The organism is Bacillus daqingensis (assembly GCF_042654445.1).
Lineage (GTDB): Bacteria > Bacillota > Bacilli > Bacillales > Salisediminibacteriaceae > Alkalicoccus > Alkalicoccus luteus.
The window spans coordinates 139253-156077 of the sequence record NZ_JBHSGK010000021.1; the positions used below are offsets into that span (position 1 = coordinate 139253).

Consider the following 16825-nt stretch of genomic DNA (forward strand, 5'->3'; position numbering starts at 1 on the left):
AGCGGCCCAGCAGCCGCAATACTGGTTTGATCAGGAAGGATGTACGTTGTTATTGCAGGTATCCTCGCTTTCCTTTGAAGCGCCTGCATCAACCATGCTCTATTTGGCAGAAGTCCAGCCTATTATACAAAAAAACCCGCCGAATAAGCGGCGGGCTTCCATCTATTACTTGGCTTCCTGATAACGTTTTTCAACTTCGTTCCAATCAATAACATTGAAGAATGCTTCCACGTAATCTGGACGCTTGTTCTGATACTTCAAGTAGTAAGCATGCTCCCAAACATCGACACCGAGCAGAGGTGTTTTGCCTTCGCTGATTGGTGTATCCTGGTTTGGTGTGCTTGTAATTTCAAGCTGGCCGCCGTTTACGACTAACCACGCCCAGCCAGAGCCGAAGCGCGTCAAGGCTGCATTTTTGAACTCTTCTTTGAACTTGTCAAAGCTTCCGAATGCAGAATCGATTGCTGAAGCGACATCACCGGATGGAGTTCCACCGCCGTCTGGAGACATCAGCTTCCAGAATAGCGTATGGTTATAGTGACCGCCGCCATTGTTGCGTACCGGGCCGCGAACACTTTCCGGAAGAGAGTTCAGGTCTGTGAGAAGGTCTTCAATGCTCTTGCTCTGAAGATCACTGTGTCCTTCCAGTGCATCGTTCAGCTTGGTAACATACGTGTTGTGGTGCTTGCCGTGATGAATTTTCATTGTTTCTTCATCAATATGCGGTTCAAGCGCATTGTGGGCATAAGGTAGATCTGGTAGTGTAAAAGCCATTCTTATCTCCTCCTGTTTTTCTAATAAAATCGGCGCAGGTACGATGAATCAATTGTACCTGCCTCACATACATTATCAAATATTCCACCCATCATCAAATGTTAAACCTCGCATTTTAATTCCAATTCTGAAGCTTTATGGAAGGGCTTAGCATTTCTGCTGCTGATTTCAGCTGGAACCATTCTTTTTCAGGACGGTAATCTAAAATGAGCTCATTCTCGTAAAGCCAATCCGGCCCTTTCTCAATCGCTGCAGGAAAACCGGTGTTTGTTTCAATCATTTCTGCCTTTTCCGGCAGGTCTGTTACGGCAGCCAGCCTGACTACCCCATTTACCACTCAGCCTGTTCCTTTCGTGTCATACCAGATGTAGAGCGTCTGCTGATCACTCATCTGCCGATGCAGCTGGTTGTCAGCTTCATGTCTGATTACGAGCTTCATATGACCTGTCTCCTCTCCGTTTATCCTACGTTTCTAACAGTATACGCCCATAATAGAAAAAGAGCCAAGAAAGACCGCTCACATCGTTATCCTTAATCCCCAGAAAACAGCAGTACCCATTCTTTATGCTGCCATTCTAAGCTAGATAAACGTAAAAAAAGAGCCCGCATCAGGCGGACTCTTGAACATTATGTATGGAGGAGGAAGAGGGATTCGAACCCCCGCGGGCTTTGACACCCCTGTCGGTTTTCAAGACCGATCCCTTCAGCCAGACTTGGGTATTCCTCCGAAATATGATGGTGGACCCTGCAGGACTCGAACCTGCGACCGGACGGTTATGAGCCGTCAGCTCTAACCAACTGAGCTAAGGGTCCAGCAAATCTATGTATTGGTAGCGGCGGAGGGGATCGAACCCCCGACCTCACGGGTATGAACCGTACGCTCTAGCCAGCTGAGCTACACCGCCATTTGAACAAAGACAAGATATATCTTAGCATGAGAAAAATCATATCGTCAACCGATTTTTTACAAAACGTTTAAGTTCCAGTAATAAGCAGCGCCGTCCCTCGGGACGGCACCGGCTCTTTTTCTTCCATTAATTCTCTTCCTCTGCCACTGCTTCTGCAATGTTCACTGCATGGTCACCGATCCGTTCCAGGTTACTGATCATATCGACGAATACAATTCCTGCAGAACCGTCACAAAGGCCTTCATTCAAACGCATGATGTGTTTTTTGCGAAGCTGACGCTCCATTTTATCAATTTGATCTTCTTTTAAAATAGCAGATCTTGCGACGAGAATATCATCGTTTTCCAGCGCCGCAAAGGACTCTTTTAACGTATCAATCGTTAATTCGAACATTTCCTTCAAGTCATCCATAGCAGCTGAGGATAGCTTTACTTTATTCGTAATCTGATACTCTTTGAGCTCGACCAGGTTTTCCATATGATCCCCGACACGTTCAATATCACGGACCGTATCCATGAGCATGGAATGGTATCTGGAGTCGGCTGCCGTCAGTGAATTCGTCGAGATTCTTGTTAAATAGTCCGTAATCTTGCGGTCAAGGTTATTAATCGCATCTTCAAACTGATACGTAAGCTCAGCATGCCGCTTTTGATTGGTCATGACAAATGAGGAAGCTTCTTGCAGCCCCTGTGCAGACAGTTCACTCATACGCAATGTCTCCTTTTTTGCCTGACCGAGTGCAATGGAAGAAGACTGCGAAATAATGCTCGGGTCCAAATGCTGTGCTTTATATTCAATAACCGTTTCGTTGCCTGGAATCAGCTTTGTCACAATCAGGGCAAGCACCGCTACAAACGGCAGCTGAATCAGTACGTTAGATACGTTAAAGATACCGTGCGCAAATGCAATTGTCATCTCTGGGTTTAAAACCAGAGCCTCCTGAAGGTAAGCAACAAGATTTGTAAACGGTACGAGCAAAATCATAACAATTACCGTGCCGACGACGTTAAAAATAACGTGTGTGAGCGCGGCGCGCTTAGCAGCGATAGAAGCTCCGAGTGCTGCAAGAACTGCTGTGATTGTTGTTCCGATATTATCACCGAACAACACTGGAAGTGCGGCATTCAAATCCATTGCATCCTGGGCAAACAGCTGCTGCAGCAGCCCAATAGCGGCTGAAGAGCTTTGTACACTGACGGTAAAGATTGTCCCGATCAGCACGCCAAGGAACGGATTATCACTCATGCTGACCGTTAAATCAGCAAAAGCCTGGAGTTCACGAAGGGGCCGCAGTCCATCCCCCATCAGATTCAAGCCGTAAAACAGAGCCCCGAATCCGAAAAATACCTGGCCGAAATTGTTCGCTTTTTTATTTTTAAAGAAAAATATTAAAAATGTTCCAACAGCAATTATCGGAAGTGCGTATTCCGATATGTTAAGACCGATGATAAATGCCGTGATCGTCGTTCCGATATTGGCACCCATAATGACTCCTATTGACTGCCTCAGCGTCATAAATCCTGCGTTAACAAGCCCGATCGCCAAGACCGTCGTGCCTGTGCTCGTTTGAAGCAGGACGGTAACAATAATACCGGCAAGCACACCCATAACAGGATTGCTGGTAAACTTATCCAATATATCACGGAGCTTATCGCCTGCAACTTTCTGAAGACCGTCCCCCATATATTTAATTCCAAATAAGAAGATCGCCAGACCCCCGAAAAACATAAACAGTAAATCCCGCAGTTCCAGTTCCAACAACAACATCCCCCTGATTTTCAGTCATTAATCAATTCTGAACCGTTCTACATGCTACGCACTAATTGTTAATTATACGTTAACGTTTTGTAAAGATTTTATTAAGTTTATAAACAAGCTCATCTATATCATTAATGCTGCGTTTTTTAAGTCTCTCGACGATTAACTGGTGTTGATAAACCAGACCGCGGCTTTTTTTCTTCGTTTGCCGCGAAAACATCCTGTTATTATCCCTTCCTTGCGGCGTGAAGAATTTGCACGCGTTCTTTCCTCAAACGTCCGCCCTGCCCTCGATTTGATTAATAGAAAAAAACGGGAATGAGACGATCCCGCTTTTTTCTTTGTAAAACCGGCAGAAGCCTGTTCATGTGCAAGCTGAGAAGATTCCTCAGCACAGCCGCGGAGCTCATTTACAATCATGACGTTCGCTCTTACATTCATGCTGGTTATGTAGAGTTTTCATTAAAGGACGTTTGTTGTAATTACACGCAACGAATTGTAAAATGTATAAGCATGGAAAAAAGCAGGGGGGACAGCAACATGAATATATTCCAACAGCTGATAAAAAGTACATATTCACCGGAAACGATCGCTAAATTTCGCATGGCTAAAATCGGAAGAACCATTCTTTACGTCTTTTTGCTTATGCTTATTGCATCATTGCCGGCTTTTATCGGTTTGTCCATTACAATCAGCAGCTTATTTCAAGCTGGAAACGATTATTTAGATGAAATCCCGGACTTTGATATTGAGAACGGTGTCTTGCAGTCTGACTTAGATGAGCCGTACATCAATGATGAGAATGATATGACACTCGTGTTTGACTCCACAGGAGAACTTGGAGCTGAAGACGCTGATCAGTACGGTAACGTTGTCGCTTTGCTCGAACGGGAGTTGGTTTTTTCTGCTGGAGGCCAAGCTGACCGATTCACATACCAGGAAATCGGACTGGATTTATCCAAGCAGGAAATTGAAGGGTTCTTTACCACGCTTGATGACGTTTCACTGCTGATCATATCTATTGTGCTAGCAGGCTTTTATCTATTCAATACCGCCTTAAAATTCATAGGAATTTTCGCATTATCTGCTGTCGCTCTATTATTAAAACGAAATAAAGCAGATCAACTACGCTATCGTCACTGCTGGGTGCTGGCTGCCTACACCGTGACATTGCCGACTTTGCTGCTGGCACTGCTGGAATTGATTGGATTCCCGCTGCCATTCCCAATTTCCTTTATTGTCTATTGGGCGATTGCCATCATCATGCTGTATAACGTATTCAAATACGTTCCAAGTCCTAAAAAAGCACCTGAATAATCGCCGGCTTCAGCGAAAAATGCGTTATAACGAATTATTTTCCTTATTTCGACGGTTATTAGTTTTCCGTTCGGGATGAATGAGGTATATTATAAAGTACAGGATGAGCAATAATGGAGGTGACCAGATGTGATTGGAGCACGTGTAAGACAGCATCGCACTGCCCGGGGATTTACGATGAGTGAACTTGCGGAGCGTGCAGGAGTAGCAAAATCGTATTTAAGTGCGATCGAACGGGATATTCAGACCAATCCTTCCATTCAATTTTTGGAAAAGATTGCAGCTGTCCTAGATATTGATATGAACGTCCTCTTAAAAGACCCTGCAGATTCGACCGCAGAAGAGACTGCTGCTTTGGATGATGAGTGGCAGAGCTTAATCGCAGAAGCGATGCATTCGGGCGTTTCTAAGGAAGAATTTCGTGATTTTCTGGAATACAACAAATGGAAAATGAAACAAAAATAGCTGCCGCTTATCTCGGCAGCTTTTTTCTTGAACGATCGTTCTTTATTTCGTACATTTTTGAGCAAATCGCTGGACGCCTTAAATATTGTGCGATATAATGAACTTATTCGTCACAGGAAGGTGGGTTTACGATGAGCATTGGCGACTTGATTCGGCACGAGCGCAAGCGTAAAGGCTGGACTCTTTCCCAGCTGTCACGCAGGACTGGCGTCTCCAAATCATATTTGAGTTATCTGGAGCGAAATCAAAAGAAAAATCCTTCTATTACTATTGTTAAACGGCTTTTCGTCGTTTTAGATATTCCTCTCGATAAAATTATGGATGAGGATGAACAGAAAGCCGACCACTCTTGACCGGTCTCCATCCGGGAAGGTTTCAGTTTACATGCTGAGGCCTTTTTTTCATATGTCAAAAATGAAGCTACAAAGAACCGGGGCAGCAGTTGGAAGATCATAAAAAACCGTCCTGCACCTATGGCGCAGAACGGTTTTGTTACGAGCTTTCTGACGTGGACTCTTGTTTCTCGCCAGTCTCTGATACAGGGGTAATGAGGATGCGGGTTCCATCTGCTGAAAGGACCTTCACCCGTGTCCCCTCTTTCACCCAGACATTGTCAGACGTAGCACTGTAGTACTTACTGTCGATCTCAACCGTTCCAGTAGGTCTGAACGGCGTTTTAGCAGTTCCTTCTTTTCCAACGAGCTCTTTGTAGGAATCATTCATGGAGTTGTAGCCATCCTCGCTGGACAAACTGTCTTTTAACATCATTTTGTCCCACATGTTTCTGGCAGGAAAAACTTTTGTAAACAAATATGATGTTGGTGCTGCAAATAAGAATGCCATTGCTACGAGAATACCATACGTTAAATCTGGAGCTGGGAGGGCCAGTCCAAAAACCATCAGCAGTACGCCGACCCCGGCAATCGTTCCATCGGTCGTTACTTTTCCGTCGAAAATAATGAGAGCAAGGCCTGCCGCATAGAGAAGAATCACCCACATGCCGTCCGTCCCATCGAGGTGATACGTGAAGTAAAGCGACATGATTACAATTCCAATGACAGCAAACAGTCCCCGGGCTCTCACCATCACTTCACCAAATAAAAAGAGTGTGGCAAGAAAAACAACGAAAAACCCTATAACCGCCATATCAAGAAATTCCATATTGTGTCACTCCTTTAAGCGTTTCCGCTTTCATAATCTATTCTACCAGATTAGCATGTCTCTTATCACGTACGAGTAACTGGCTGAAAAAGTTTCATTTTCCTGCTATCATTTTAGCACGGTTGAGCAGATATATTCGAAGATCACGTTTGAGCAGTGACAGGAACAACGCTTTAAGAGCGGTCATGTTTCGTCGCCTTGGATAAACACCAGCAATAACCAGTATCCGCGATGGAGCCGGCTTTTATAAAAAGGAAAGAGTAACGCTCGTTTCTTTCAGACTGTGAAACGATAATAAGCCTGCTTATTAACAAATATCGCTACTAAAAAAAGACCGGATCGCTGTCCGGTCTTCTCTTCTTATTCTTGTGATGATTCTTCAGATCGGGATTGGAACCAGCTTGTCACTGTATCGAGCAGCCGGTTGAAAAAATCGAGAATCGATTGAATTATAGACTGCCCTTCATCACTGTCGACGAAATCCCCTATATTAGTGCGGATGCTGTCAATTTGGGTGCGCACTTGATTCCAGTCAATATTTAATCCGCGAATCCGGTCAAACAAGGATACAAGGCCATCAAGCTCATCATCAGTCAGGTTCATTCCCAGTTCCTCTGCAATACGCTGAATCAGGGCACGAAGATCCTCTTCTGATTCGACATCCTCTTCAGCAAGCGCTTCTTTAATGCGGGCCATTAGCTCAGTCGCGTCCTCTACCCCGTATTCTTCACCCAGCTCTGCTGTTTTAACAAGTTCTTCATTCGCTGCCTGCTTCTGTTCTTCAGGAATATCCTCATCTGTTGATTCCTCATACGCCTTAATTAATCCGGTCAAGGCTCCAGTACCTGATACATCGAATGGAGCTGTTACATAAATATCAGCATCTTCTACACCGGCTGTGATTAATGCGTTGGCGTACATCCCTTCAGATACCCACGTTATTCGATTCGTTTCCACGTCAATTCCTGAGCCGGGCTCGCCCATCGTAATTTTCGACGAGGACAGTGCTCTCGTCCCAATCACAGATGCGTCAATATAATCTCCTAAGTACTGATGCTCTTCATCGTTCGACACAGTGACGATATCAACGTTCCCTTCTTCCACGTTCATCTCCTGGAGCAGTTCCTCGCGCTGCTGCGGATTCAGATCTTCCCCAAGTGTCACGATTTCCGCACCGGTAACGGCATCGGCGGATACGACGGATGTCAATCCGAACCAAATTGCAAAGCTTGCTGCTGCTGTTTTCCACAAATACTTCATCTATGACCCCTCATTTCTTTTCGTTCTTCACGTTCCACTTTAGTAGACGCTGCTTCTTGAAGAAAGTTTCACACTCTCCTTTTACATGTGCAAGGTTACCTTTATTCTTTCTTAACGAAACTTTAAGAATACGCGTCTTTATAAAATCTTTACAGAGCCCGGGACGGGAACGCTTGTAGTTTCTCTGGGGCGTTGTTACAATGTAGTGTGAATCAGACGTTTATTCGTTCGATATTGAAGAAGGAGCGATGTTTAACATGACGCAGATCACCCATAGAAAAAATACACGCCCGGTAAAAGTAGGACCGCTGACGATCGGCGGACGGGATGAAGTTATTATGCAAAGTATGACGATGACTAAAACACACGATGTAGAAGCTACTGTAGCGGAAATTCTGCGCCTGGAAGAAGCAGGCTGCCAGCTGGTACGGGTTGCTTGTCCGAATATGGAAGATGCAGAAGCGATTCCTGAAATTAAAAAGCGCATTAACATCCCTCTATGTGTTGATATACACTTCGACTATAAGATGGCGCTTAAGGCAATTGAAGGCGGAGCTGATAAAATCCGCATCAATCCAGGCAACATTGGCCGGCGCGAGAAAGTAGAAGCTGTTGTAAATGCCGCAAAAGAAAAAGGAATTCCTATCCGGATCGGTGTTAACGCAGGTTCACTCGAGAAGCGGATTCTTGATAAATACGGTTATCCAACAGCGGATGGAATGGTCGAAAGTGCGCTGCACCATATCAAGATTCTTGAGGATCTCGATTTCCACGACATTATCGTCTCCATGAAAGCTTCTGACGTTCACCTTGCTATTGAAGCATATGAAAAAGCGGCACAGGCATTTGATTACCCGCTTCATTTAGGTATTACGGAGTCCGGTACGCTTTTCGCAGGAACGATTAAAAGTTCGGCTGGTCTCGGTGTGCTGCTTCATAAAGGAATCGGCAATACGATGCGAATTTCTCTGTCCGCAGATCCAGTCGAAGAAATCAAAGTACAAAAAGAGCTTTTAAAGAGCTTTGGACTGGCTGCTAACGCAGCAACTCTCGTTTCATGCCCGACCTGCGGCAGAATCGAGATTGATTTAATCAGTATCGCGAATGAAGTCGAAGAGTACCTTCAAAACATTCACGCGCCGATTAAAGTATCCGTACTCGGCTGTGCCGTTAACGGTCCGGGAGAAGCAAAGGAAGCAGATATTGGCATCGCCGGGGCACGAGGAGAAGGTCTCCTGTTTATGAAAGGTAAAACGATTCGAAAAGTTCCGGAAGAAACCATGGTGGAAGAACTGAAGAAGGAAATTGATAAGCTCGCTGAGGAGCATTATGAGAAGCAGCGGCTTGAACAGGAACAGAACGCATAATCTATCGAACACGCAAGTCCGGACCGGGCGTAATGCCTGGTCCGGACTTTTCTTGTCAGATGAGCTGATGACAGCCTTCTTAGGTATTGATTTTAGCAGACGAGACGTGCACAATAGACACTAGTAATGAAAAGCTTCGTGCAGAAAGGGCGATCTCATTGGCTCACTATCGGTTTGGAATTGACATCGACGGAACTGTCACTCACCCGGGAACATTCCTTCCCCACCTGAATAAACATTTTAATAAAAACCTGACGCTGGATGATTTAACAGAGTATGATTTAACAGGCGTGCTGGGCGTAACAGAGGCAGAGTTCTGGAAATGGATGCAAAAGCATGAATCAACGCTTTACCGCCAGTCCGTGCTTGCCGACCAAGCGCTGGAAACGTTAAACAACTGGAACCGGCAGGTTGAGCTTTTTTACATCAGCGCTCGTCCTGATTATTTATACCATGTAACAGAAGAATGGTTTGAACGGCTTAACGTGCCCTATGATCATATTGAACTTCTAGGACAGCACGATAAAATCGAAGCGGTTCGGGAGCATCAGGTCGACACTTTTTTTGAGGATAAACACGATAATGCTGTTAATATCGCAGAAGAGTTTGGCATTCCCGTTATTTTAATGGATACCCCCTACAATCAAAAAGCGATTCCTGATAACGTTCATCGGGCGAAAGATTGGACGCACGCGCGAAGCATCGTCAACGGCCTGTTTACGCCAAGCGTCAGCCGCTGAGTGCAGCATGCTTCCTTCACTAAAACGGAGCCAAAGATCGTATGACGATCTTTGGCTCCGTTTCGTATTGAATCTATCCGACCGCTGTATCCTTTTTGGCACTGCACTGTTCACAATAGCCGTAAATTTCAAATTTGTGTCCCGTTACCTGGAAGCCTGGAGCACCAGGGGTATCGTTCATTGGACAGTGGTGTATATGCTTTGTCTTTCCGCAGTCGAGACATATAACGTGGTGGTGGTGGTGATCGGTGGAACAGCTGAATCGAAACCGCTTCTCCCCTTCAAGCTCCGTTGCTTCTAAAATGTTGAGCTCAGTAAACAGAGACAAATTTCTGTAGATCGTATCAAAGCTCATTCCTTCGTACGTTTCCTGCATATGGTCCAATACATCTTTTGCAGCTAAATACCTGCTTTCATCTGAAAACAGCTGAAGCATATCTTTTCGTTTGTCCGTGTATTTATAACCGTTCTCCTTTAATTTATCCATTGCTTCCTGTACATTCATGCGGCATGCTCCTTTCGCTCTGAACGAATCCAGAGATTTTGCAGCTTCTTCACAAAAAATGCTGCTGCCAACAGAAGAACCCCTATCACGACGATGGCTCCTCCTGTAGCAATATTCAAATAGTACGAAGCGGTAATGCCACCAATTACAGCTGCCTCTCCAAATAGGATACCAAGAATAAGAACTTGACGAAAGCTTTTTGCAAAAAGGATAGCTGCTGCAGTAGGAAGTGCAATTAATGCCCCGACCAGAAGAATTCCGACTACCTTCATGGACATCGAAATAACGAGGGCGGTTAACACAGAGAAAAGAAAGTTTATTTTTTTTACGCTAATGCCCGAGCTGGAAGCAAATTCAGGATCAAACGATATCGAGACAAGCTCTTTATAAAACAAAAGAATGACGAGCAGCGCTAAAGCACCTGTCAGGAAGATAAAGCCAAGATCTCCTGTCGTGACCGTTATGATGCTGCCAAATAAGTAGGCATACCACTCTGTATAGCCGGTATCTGCGAGACTGATGAGCAGAGCGCTTACCCCCACTCCGCCGGACAAAATAATCGGGATCGCCAGCTCTTCAAAATGACGATATACCTGCCGCAGCTTTTCGATTAACAGTGAACCTCCAAGTGAGAACAAAAACCCCGCATAGAGAGGGTTAAACCACGGAGCGACTTGTGTTACCAGCACTCCTGCCGTGATCCCTGTCAGCGTAACGTGTGAAAGCCCTTCTGAAATGATGGTCATCCGCCTTACAAGCAAAAAGGCGCCGATGACTGGACTGATGAATCCGATCAGCAGCCCCGCTGCAATGCCACGTTCAAGAAAGGAAAGATTCAAGAAGATATCCATACCGGTTTCTCCTTTCGCGTCAGGAAGCGGTCAGCAACCAAGACCGCCGCAAGTATGAGCAGATTAATCACGACGATCATGCCTCCCGGAGCTGCATCCGCATAAAAGGCAGCTGTCATGCCAGCTACAACCGACAGTTCTCCAAACAGGACTGCATAGAAAAACAACTGCTTAAATGATGCTGCAATTCGCATGGCTGCCGCTACCGGAAGCGTCATCAGCGCAGATACAAGCAGGATACCGACAATCTGCATCGATATCCCGATCACAACAGCCGTGATTACGATAAACATAAAGTGCAGCGGCCGCGCCGGAATGCCGGAGAGAACCGCTTGTTCTTCGTCAAAGCTGAGAAAAAACAGCTCTTTGTAAAATAGCAGCAGGAGCAGCGCCACCGCTGCGGTTAGGACAGCAACGACAGTGAAGTCATCTCTCGAAACTGCAGCGACACTCCCAAATAGATAGTTAAACAAATCTGTAGTAAAGCCATCTGCAAGGGAGATAAACACAACGCCTGTCCCAATGCCTGCTGATAAAATAACCGGAATAGCCAGTTCTTTATAATAAGCATAGGATTTTCTCAGCTGTTCAATCATTAAAGATCCCGCGACCGCAAAGCCCATACCGGTATAAACTGGATTAACAGCTGCAAAAGCCGGATAATAACGGGCCATGAGCATGCTGAATGCGATCCCCGTCAGCGTGATGTGAGACAGCGTATCTGCCAGCAGCGCCAGCCTTCTGACCACAATAAAAACGCCGACTAACGGCGCCAGAATGCCGATCATTAATGATGTGTAAAAAGAATACCGGAGAAAATCATATTGAAAGAACACATCGATCATTTCACTGCCTCCGTATGATCATGATCGTGATGATGATCATGGTGCCCGTGATCGTGATTGTGTTCAATGACCGAAACATCATGACCGTACATAGCCCGCATCATCTCATCTTTATTTGATATAAACTCACGTGTTGCACCGTGAAAATGCAGACATTTATTCAAACAGGCCACATCGGTAACATAGTCGCTCATGGCGCCGATATCATGCGTGACGAGCAGCAGTGTAATTCCTTTCTCCCGGTTCAGCTCTTTTAGCAGCTCGTAAAAGTTTTTAACTGAGTCTGCGTCAACCCCGACCGTCGGTTCATCAAGGATAAGAAGCTCCGGTTCGCTGACAAGCGCTCTCGCAATAAAAACTCGCTGCTGCTGGCCTCCAGAGAGCATGCCGATCTGTCTGCCGCTGTATTCCTCCATGCCCACGAGACGGAGTGCTTCCAGGACTCGCTTTTTATGCTTCTTTTTCATAAACCGGAATAACCCGATTTTTCCATACAGCCCCATCGATACCACTTCAAAAACCGTTGCCGGAAAACCACTGTTAAAGCTGCCTGCTTTTTGCGAAACGAAGCCAATCCGGTTCCAATCGCGAAATGTCTGTACCGGCGTGCCAAACAGCTTTATTGTTCCGTGATCAGCCTCAAGCAGTCCCAGCAGAAGCTTCATGAGCGTCGATTTACCGGACCCGTTAGGACCTACTAATCCCAAAAAACTCCCTGGTGCTACACGTAAATGTATATCTTCCAGTACAGGTCTGCTGCTATAGCCGAATTGGACCCCTTGAAGTTCCAATACGGCTTCATCTTCAGCATTCATGATCATCAGCCTGCCCTTCATTTAGTAATAATTACGATTTATCTTCTGGTAGTATAACGCACAAATCAGGGTAAAGTAAACAAGTAGAGCTGACAGCAGCAGGCGGCACCCGCTATACTGGAGTAAAGAGCTTCCAGGCTAGTCCGCGTTCAACTTGAAGGAGGAGATACTATGAATAGTCAGCAGATCGGTATCATCGATATGGGATCCAACTCAGTGCGGTTCGTTATTTACGAAGTTGACAGATACGCCTGCTTTCGCGAAGTGCAAAATTTAAAAGTTACCGCGAGACTCAGTACATATATTGACGATGAAGGCTCCATGAACGAAGAAGGTATCCAGCTGATTTTGAATATTCTGGAACGCTTTGAAAAAGTGGCAGATAACTACTCACTCACCTCGATCAAGGGAGCTGCTACAGCAGCTGTCAGAAACGCTGCTAACCGCGATGAGATCATGGCCGCTGTAATGGAAGGGTCTTCCTTCCCCTTTGATGTACTCTCTGAAGAGGAAGAAGCTTACTACGGCTACCTCGCTGTCACGAATTCTACGGACATCGAAGAGGGCGTAACGATCGATATTGGCGGCGGAAGCACAGAAATCACCTATTTCAAAGACCGTGAGCTCCAACAGTCCATCAGCTTCCCTTTCGGGGCACTGACGTTGAAAAAGCAGTTTATCGAAAGTGATACACCTGACGAAAAAGAATGGAAAAAGCTAAAGCAGTTTTTGGCGAACTCGTATGAAACACTTGAATGGCTTGCTGACAAAGATGTTCCTGTTATCGGTATCGGCGGATCTGCTCGAAACCTTGCGCTCGTCCATCAGGAGATGATCGGCTACCCGCTTTCCGGCCTCCATCAATACCGCATGTCCAACGATGAAATGAAAGAGACGATTGACAGCCTCCTCGATATGTCGATGAAAAAACGGGAAAAGATCGATGGTTTATCCAAAGATCGGGCCGACATCATTCTTCCTGCAGCAGCAGCCATGCAGATGCTGATGAAGGTCACTGGCGGCGGTCCCTTTATCGTAAGTACAAAAGGTCTTCGGGACGGGATGTTCTTCGAAGAGATGCTTCGTTCAATTGAAGTAACGCACTTCCCCAACGTTAAAGAAGAAAGCTTTTACCAGCTGAGCAACCATTATCGGCTAAACAATGCTCATCAGAGAAGAATAACAATTTTATCCGCCTACCTTCTCAACGAACTGCAAAAGCGCGGCGCAATCGAGGTGAACCCGGAGCAGGCCAGACTTTTACGCTTAAGCGCTTCGATTTTTTATATAGGTGAAAAAATACATCCTGAATCGAAAAGCCAGCACACGTTTTACTTGCTTACAAATCAGTCCATTGATGGAATGACGCATCAGGAACGGCTTGCCGTAGCATTTACTTCTTCCTTTAAATCGAAATCTTATTTAAAGCAGTTCGCGAATCCCTTCCGGGAATGGATCAGCAAAGATGATTTAAAACTGTATGAGCTGCTCGGAGCAATCAACAAATTCAGCTACGCGTTAAATATCTCGGAACAAAGCTCAATAACAAAAGTGGAAGTGGTGAAAATGAACAAGTCATCTCTTACTCTGCAGGTATATTATCAAGGCGATATCTATTTTGAAGCAGAGCAGGCAAACAAATACAAAAAGCATTTGGAACGGCCGCTGAAGCGCAATATCGACCTCGTTTTTACTCAGGAGGACCCACCTGCTTCCTGACAGATCATGTGTCTGTTCCCATGGAGCTCGTAAATCTTTACAAGCACTTTACATTTATTTGATAGGCTTAATAAGAACGCGATCATGACAGGTAAAGGGTGAAGCATTGTATGGCAAAAAAACAAAAATCTTTTCATCAGCCGGAATATTACCTGAATCGGGAATTAAGCTGGCTTCGATTTAATGAACGAGTGCTTGAAGAAGCGCAGGATACGGCAAACCCGCTATTGGAGCAGCTTAAATTTCTTGCTATTTTCAGTTCCAATTTAGACGAGTTTTTCATGGTGCGGGTCGCCGGCTTGAAAGACCAGGTAACGGCCGGTTATAACCGGCCCGATAACAAAACGGCTCTGACACCAAAACAACAGCTTGAGCAAATTGCAGCGGTCAACCGACTGCTGACGGAAAGGCAGTATACTCATTTCAAAAAAACCATTCAGCCTAAGCTGTCAAAAGAGGGTATTGAAGAAAAACGAGCTCAGGATTTAAGTACCGACGAATACCGCAAACTGGAAAAGCATTTCAAAAATTATATTTTGCCTGTACTTACGCCGATGGCAATCGATGCATTTCGTCCTTTCCCGAAGCTGTCTAACAAAAGTCTTAATTTGGCGGTTGTGCTGGAATTCGGATCGGAGCGTAAACTAGCCATCGTTCAGGTGCCTGCTGTGCTGAACCGCACTGTCTTTATCAGGGACTCCTCTTACATCATGCTCGAAGATGTGATCAGTGAGTTTATCGGGATTTTGTTCAGCGGAAGCCGTGTGATCAGTGTCTCCCCTTTTCGAATTACCCGCAACGCCGATCTGACGATACATGAGGAAGGTGCCCGCGACCTGCTTAGGGAAATCGAAAAGGAACTGAAAAAGCGTAAATGGGGCGCTGCTGTCCGTTTTGAATATATGGAGAAGCGTATGGACAGCGACGTATTGTCTTTACTGATGAAAGTGCTTGAGCTTGAGGACCAGGATTTGTATCAGCTCGACGGGCCCCTTGATCTGACGTTTTTGTTTAAACTGTACAAAGAGCTGGAGCAGGAGCATGAACACCTCGTCTTCGAAACCGCTATCCCGCAACCGCCGGCGGATCTGCATAATGACAATGTGATGAATGTCCTGCAGGAACGGGACGTATTTCTGCATCATCCATACGAGTCGTTTCAGCCAGTGGTAGATCTTATGATGCAGGCCGCAGAAGACGAGAATGTGCTGGCAATCAAACAGACGCTTTACCGTGTCAGCGGAGACAGTCCCGTCATTGCAGCGCTGGCCCGTGCTGCAGAAGCCGGAAAGCAAGTTACCGTACTCGTCGAACTGAAGGCTCGTTTCGACGAAGAAAACAATATTCAGTGGGCTAAGCAGCTGGAGAAAGCAGGCTGTCATGTGATTTACGGCATCACCGGTTTAAAAACGCACAGCAAAATTACGCTGATCGTCCGGCACGAAGAGAATCGCATTCAGCGTTTTGTGCACCTTGGCACAGGCAACTATAATGATTCTACGGCAAAGCTGTATACCGATATGGGGATGCTGACAACGAAGGAATCATTTGGAATTGATGCGACAAACTTCTTTAATTACTTAAGCGGCTACAGCGCGAAACCGGAATGGAAGGAAATTGCCACAGTCCCTTTTGAAATACGTGAAGCGTTTTTAAAGCAGATCGACTTAGAAATCAAATCCCATAAAGAACACGGTGATGGACAAATTATTGCTAAGATGAACTCTCTTACAGATAAGCCGCTGATTATGAAGCTGTATGAGGCGAGCTGTGCAGGTGTTCAGATTGATTTGATCATCCGCGGAATCTGCTGCTTAAAACCTGGCGTGAAAGGAGTCAGCGAAAACATTCGCGTGACAAGCATTCTCGGACGCTTTCTGGAACACAGCCGGGTATTTTACTACCGTCAGCATGGCGCAGACAAGATTTATTTGTCCTCTGCCGACTGGATGACACGCAACATGGAGAAGCGGATTGAGATTGTCTTTCCTGTCTATGACGACGACATGAAAGCCCGCATACTCGACGTGCTGCACATTTCTTTACAAGACAATCAGAAGGCGCGCCGAATGCACTCTGACGGTTCCTATCATTATGTGAAAAATGATCATCCTCCTGTTAACAGTCAGGTGCTCCTTCAGGAAATGGCTCAAGGTGAATCAGAGGACAGCTGACCACTGGCGTTCCGATTGTAAAAAAGGACCGGTCAGCCGCAGTATTGCGGTTGACCGGTGAGGTTGTTTAATCATCATGCTTGTTATTTATTCATTTCTGTACATGCTTGCTGCACTTATCCAGCCTGCCGTGGGAACAGGAGGCGGATAAGGAGTACAATCGAAC

16 protein-coding genes and 3 tRNA genes are annotated in these 16825 nt (G+C 45.7%); 7 read left to right on the top strand and 12 right to left on the bottom strand.

The features are described from left to right. Positions 1–165 precede the first annotated feature (165 nt). From ACFO4L_RS16225 to ACFO4L_RS16250, 6 genes are all read right to left on the bottom strand, one after another. On the bottom strand, positions 166–774 hold the full coding sequence (locus ACFO4L_RS16225; RefSeq protein ID WP_168006427.1) for a superoxide dismutase: 609 nt from the start codon (positions 772–774) through the stop codon (positions 166–168). 115 nt (positions 775–889) lie between these two features. Beyond that, on the bottom strand, positions 890–1111 hold the full coding sequence (locus ACFO4L_RS16230) for an iron-sulfur cluster biosynthesis family protein (RefSeq protein WP_377910707.1): 222 nt from the start codon (positions 1109–1111) through the stop codon (positions 890–892). Between the two features lie 297 nt (positions 1112–1408). Continuing rightward, positions 1409–1501 (bottom strand) — tRNA-Ser (locus ACFO4L_RS16235). Positions 1502–1510: 9 nt separating this feature from the next. Continuing rightward, positions 1511–1587, bottom strand: a tRNA-Ile gene (locus tag ACFO4L_RS16240). Positions 1588–1602: 15 nt separating this feature from the next. Next, positions 1603–1679, bottom strand: a tRNA-Met gene (locus ACFO4L_RS16245). Positions 1680–1808: 129 nt separating this feature from the next. Further along, on the bottom strand, positions 1809–3449 hold the full coding sequence (locus tag ACFO4L_RS16250) for a Na/Pi cotransporter family protein (RefSeq protein ID WP_377910708.1): 1641 nt from the start codon (positions 3447–3449) through the stop codon (positions 1809–1811). A 531-nt stretch (positions 3450–3980) separates the two neighbouring features. Here ACFO4L_RS16250 and ACFO4L_RS16255 point away from each other — a divergent pair. The 3 genes from ACFO4L_RS16255 (at position 3981) to ACFO4L_RS16265 (ending at position 5575) form a co-directional block, all read left to right on the top strand. After that, complete coding sequence (locus ACFO4L_RS16255; protein WP_377910709.1) at positions 3981–4757, top strand: DUF1189 domain-containing protein; 777 nt, start codon at positions 3981–3983, stop codon at positions 4755–4757. Positions 4758–4886: 129 nt separating this feature from the next. Beyond that, positions 4887–5222 (top strand): helix-turn-helix domain-containing protein, encoded by a 336-nt coding sequence (locus ACFO4L_RS16260; protein ID WP_377910710.1) that lies wholly within the window; start codon positions 4887–4889, stop codon positions 5220–5222. 131 nt (positions 5223–5353) lie between these two features. After that, entirely contained in the window at positions 5354–5575 is a 222-nt protein-coding gene (locus ACFO4L_RS16265) for a helix-turn-helix domain-containing protein (RefSeq protein ID WP_377910711.1), read from the top strand. A gap of 139 nt (positions 5576–5714) precedes the next feature. On the opposite strand, the gene ACFO4L_RS16270 is transcribed toward ACFO4L_RS16265, so the two are convergent. After that, entirely contained in the window at positions 5715–6383 is a 669-nt protein-coding gene (locus ACFO4L_RS16270) for an NfeD family protein (RefSeq protein WP_377910712.1), read from the bottom strand. Positions 6384–6743: 360 nt separating this feature from the next. Then, positions 6744–7643, bottom strand: coding sequence for a DUF1002 domain-containing protein (locus ACFO4L_RS16275; protein ID WP_377910713.1), 900 nt, complete (start codon positions 7641–7643; stop codon positions 6744–6746). Between the two features lie 257 nt (positions 7644–7900). On the opposite strand from ACFO4L_RS16275, the gene ispG reads away from it, so the two are divergent. Then, positions 7901–9010, top strand: a complete 1110-nt coding sequence (gene ispG, locus ACFO4L_RS16280) for a flavodoxin-dependent (E)-4-hydroxy-3-methylbut-2-enyl-diphosphate synthase (RefSeq protein WP_377910714.1) — start codon at positions 7901–7903, stop codon at positions 9008–9010. A gap of 158 nt (positions 9011–9168) precedes the next feature. Then, positions 9169–9750 (top strand): hypothetical protein, encoded by a 582-nt coding sequence (locus ACFO4L_RS16285; RefSeq protein WP_377910715.1) that lies wholly within the window; start codon positions 9169–9171, stop codon positions 9748–9750. A 73-nt stretch (positions 9751–9823) separates the two neighbouring features. Here ACFO4L_RS16285 and ACFO4L_RS16290 read toward each other — a convergent pair whose 3' ends face one another. From ACFO4L_RS16290 to ACFO4L_RS16305, 4 genes are read right to left on the bottom strand one after another with little or no spacing between them, the layout of a single operon-like run. Continuing rightward, positions 9824–10255 (bottom strand): Fur family transcriptional regulator, encoded by a 432-nt coding sequence (locus ACFO4L_RS16290; RefSeq protein WP_377910716.1) that lies wholly within the window; start codon positions 10253–10255, stop codon positions 9824–9826. Beyond that, positions 10252–11106, bottom strand: coding sequence for a metal ABC transporter permease (locus ACFO4L_RS16295; protein ID WP_377910717.1), 855 nt, complete (start codon positions 11104–11106; stop codon positions 10252–10254). The genes ACFO4L_RS16290 and ACFO4L_RS16295 overlap by 4 nt, the downstream gene beginning before the upstream one ends. Next, positions 11091–11951, bottom strand: coding sequence for a metal ABC transporter permease (locus tag ACFO4L_RS16300; RefSeq protein ID WP_377910718.1), 861 nt, complete (start codon positions 11949–11951; stop codon positions 11091–11093). Before ACFO4L_RS16300 ends, ACFO4L_RS16295 begins: the two co-directional genes overlap by 16 nt. After that, a complete protein-coding gene (locus ACFO4L_RS16305; protein ID WP_377910719.1) occupies positions 11948–12766 on the bottom strand; it encodes a metal ABC transporter ATP-binding protein in 819 nt (272 codons plus the stop codon). The genes ACFO4L_RS16300 and ACFO4L_RS16305 overlap by 4 nt, the downstream gene beginning before the upstream one ends. A gap of 171 nt (positions 12767–12937) precedes the next feature. Here ACFO4L_RS16305 and ACFO4L_RS16310 point away from each other — a divergent pair, with 171 nt between their 5' ends. Together ACFO4L_RS16310 and ACFO4L_RS16315 are read left to right on the top strand one after the other, a co-directional pair. Beyond that, positions 12938–14485: a Ppx/GppA phosphatase family protein gene (locus ACFO4L_RS16310; protein ID WP_377910721.1), complete on the top strand. Its 1548-nt coding sequence runs from the start codon at positions 12938–12940 to the stop codon at positions 14483–14485. Between the two features lie 110 nt (positions 14486–14595). Then, entirely contained in the window at positions 14596–16659 is a 2064-nt protein-coding gene (locus tag ACFO4L_RS16315) for an RNA degradosome polyphosphate kinase (RefSeq protein WP_377910723.1), read from the top strand. Positions 16660–16825: the final 166 nt, after the last annotated feature.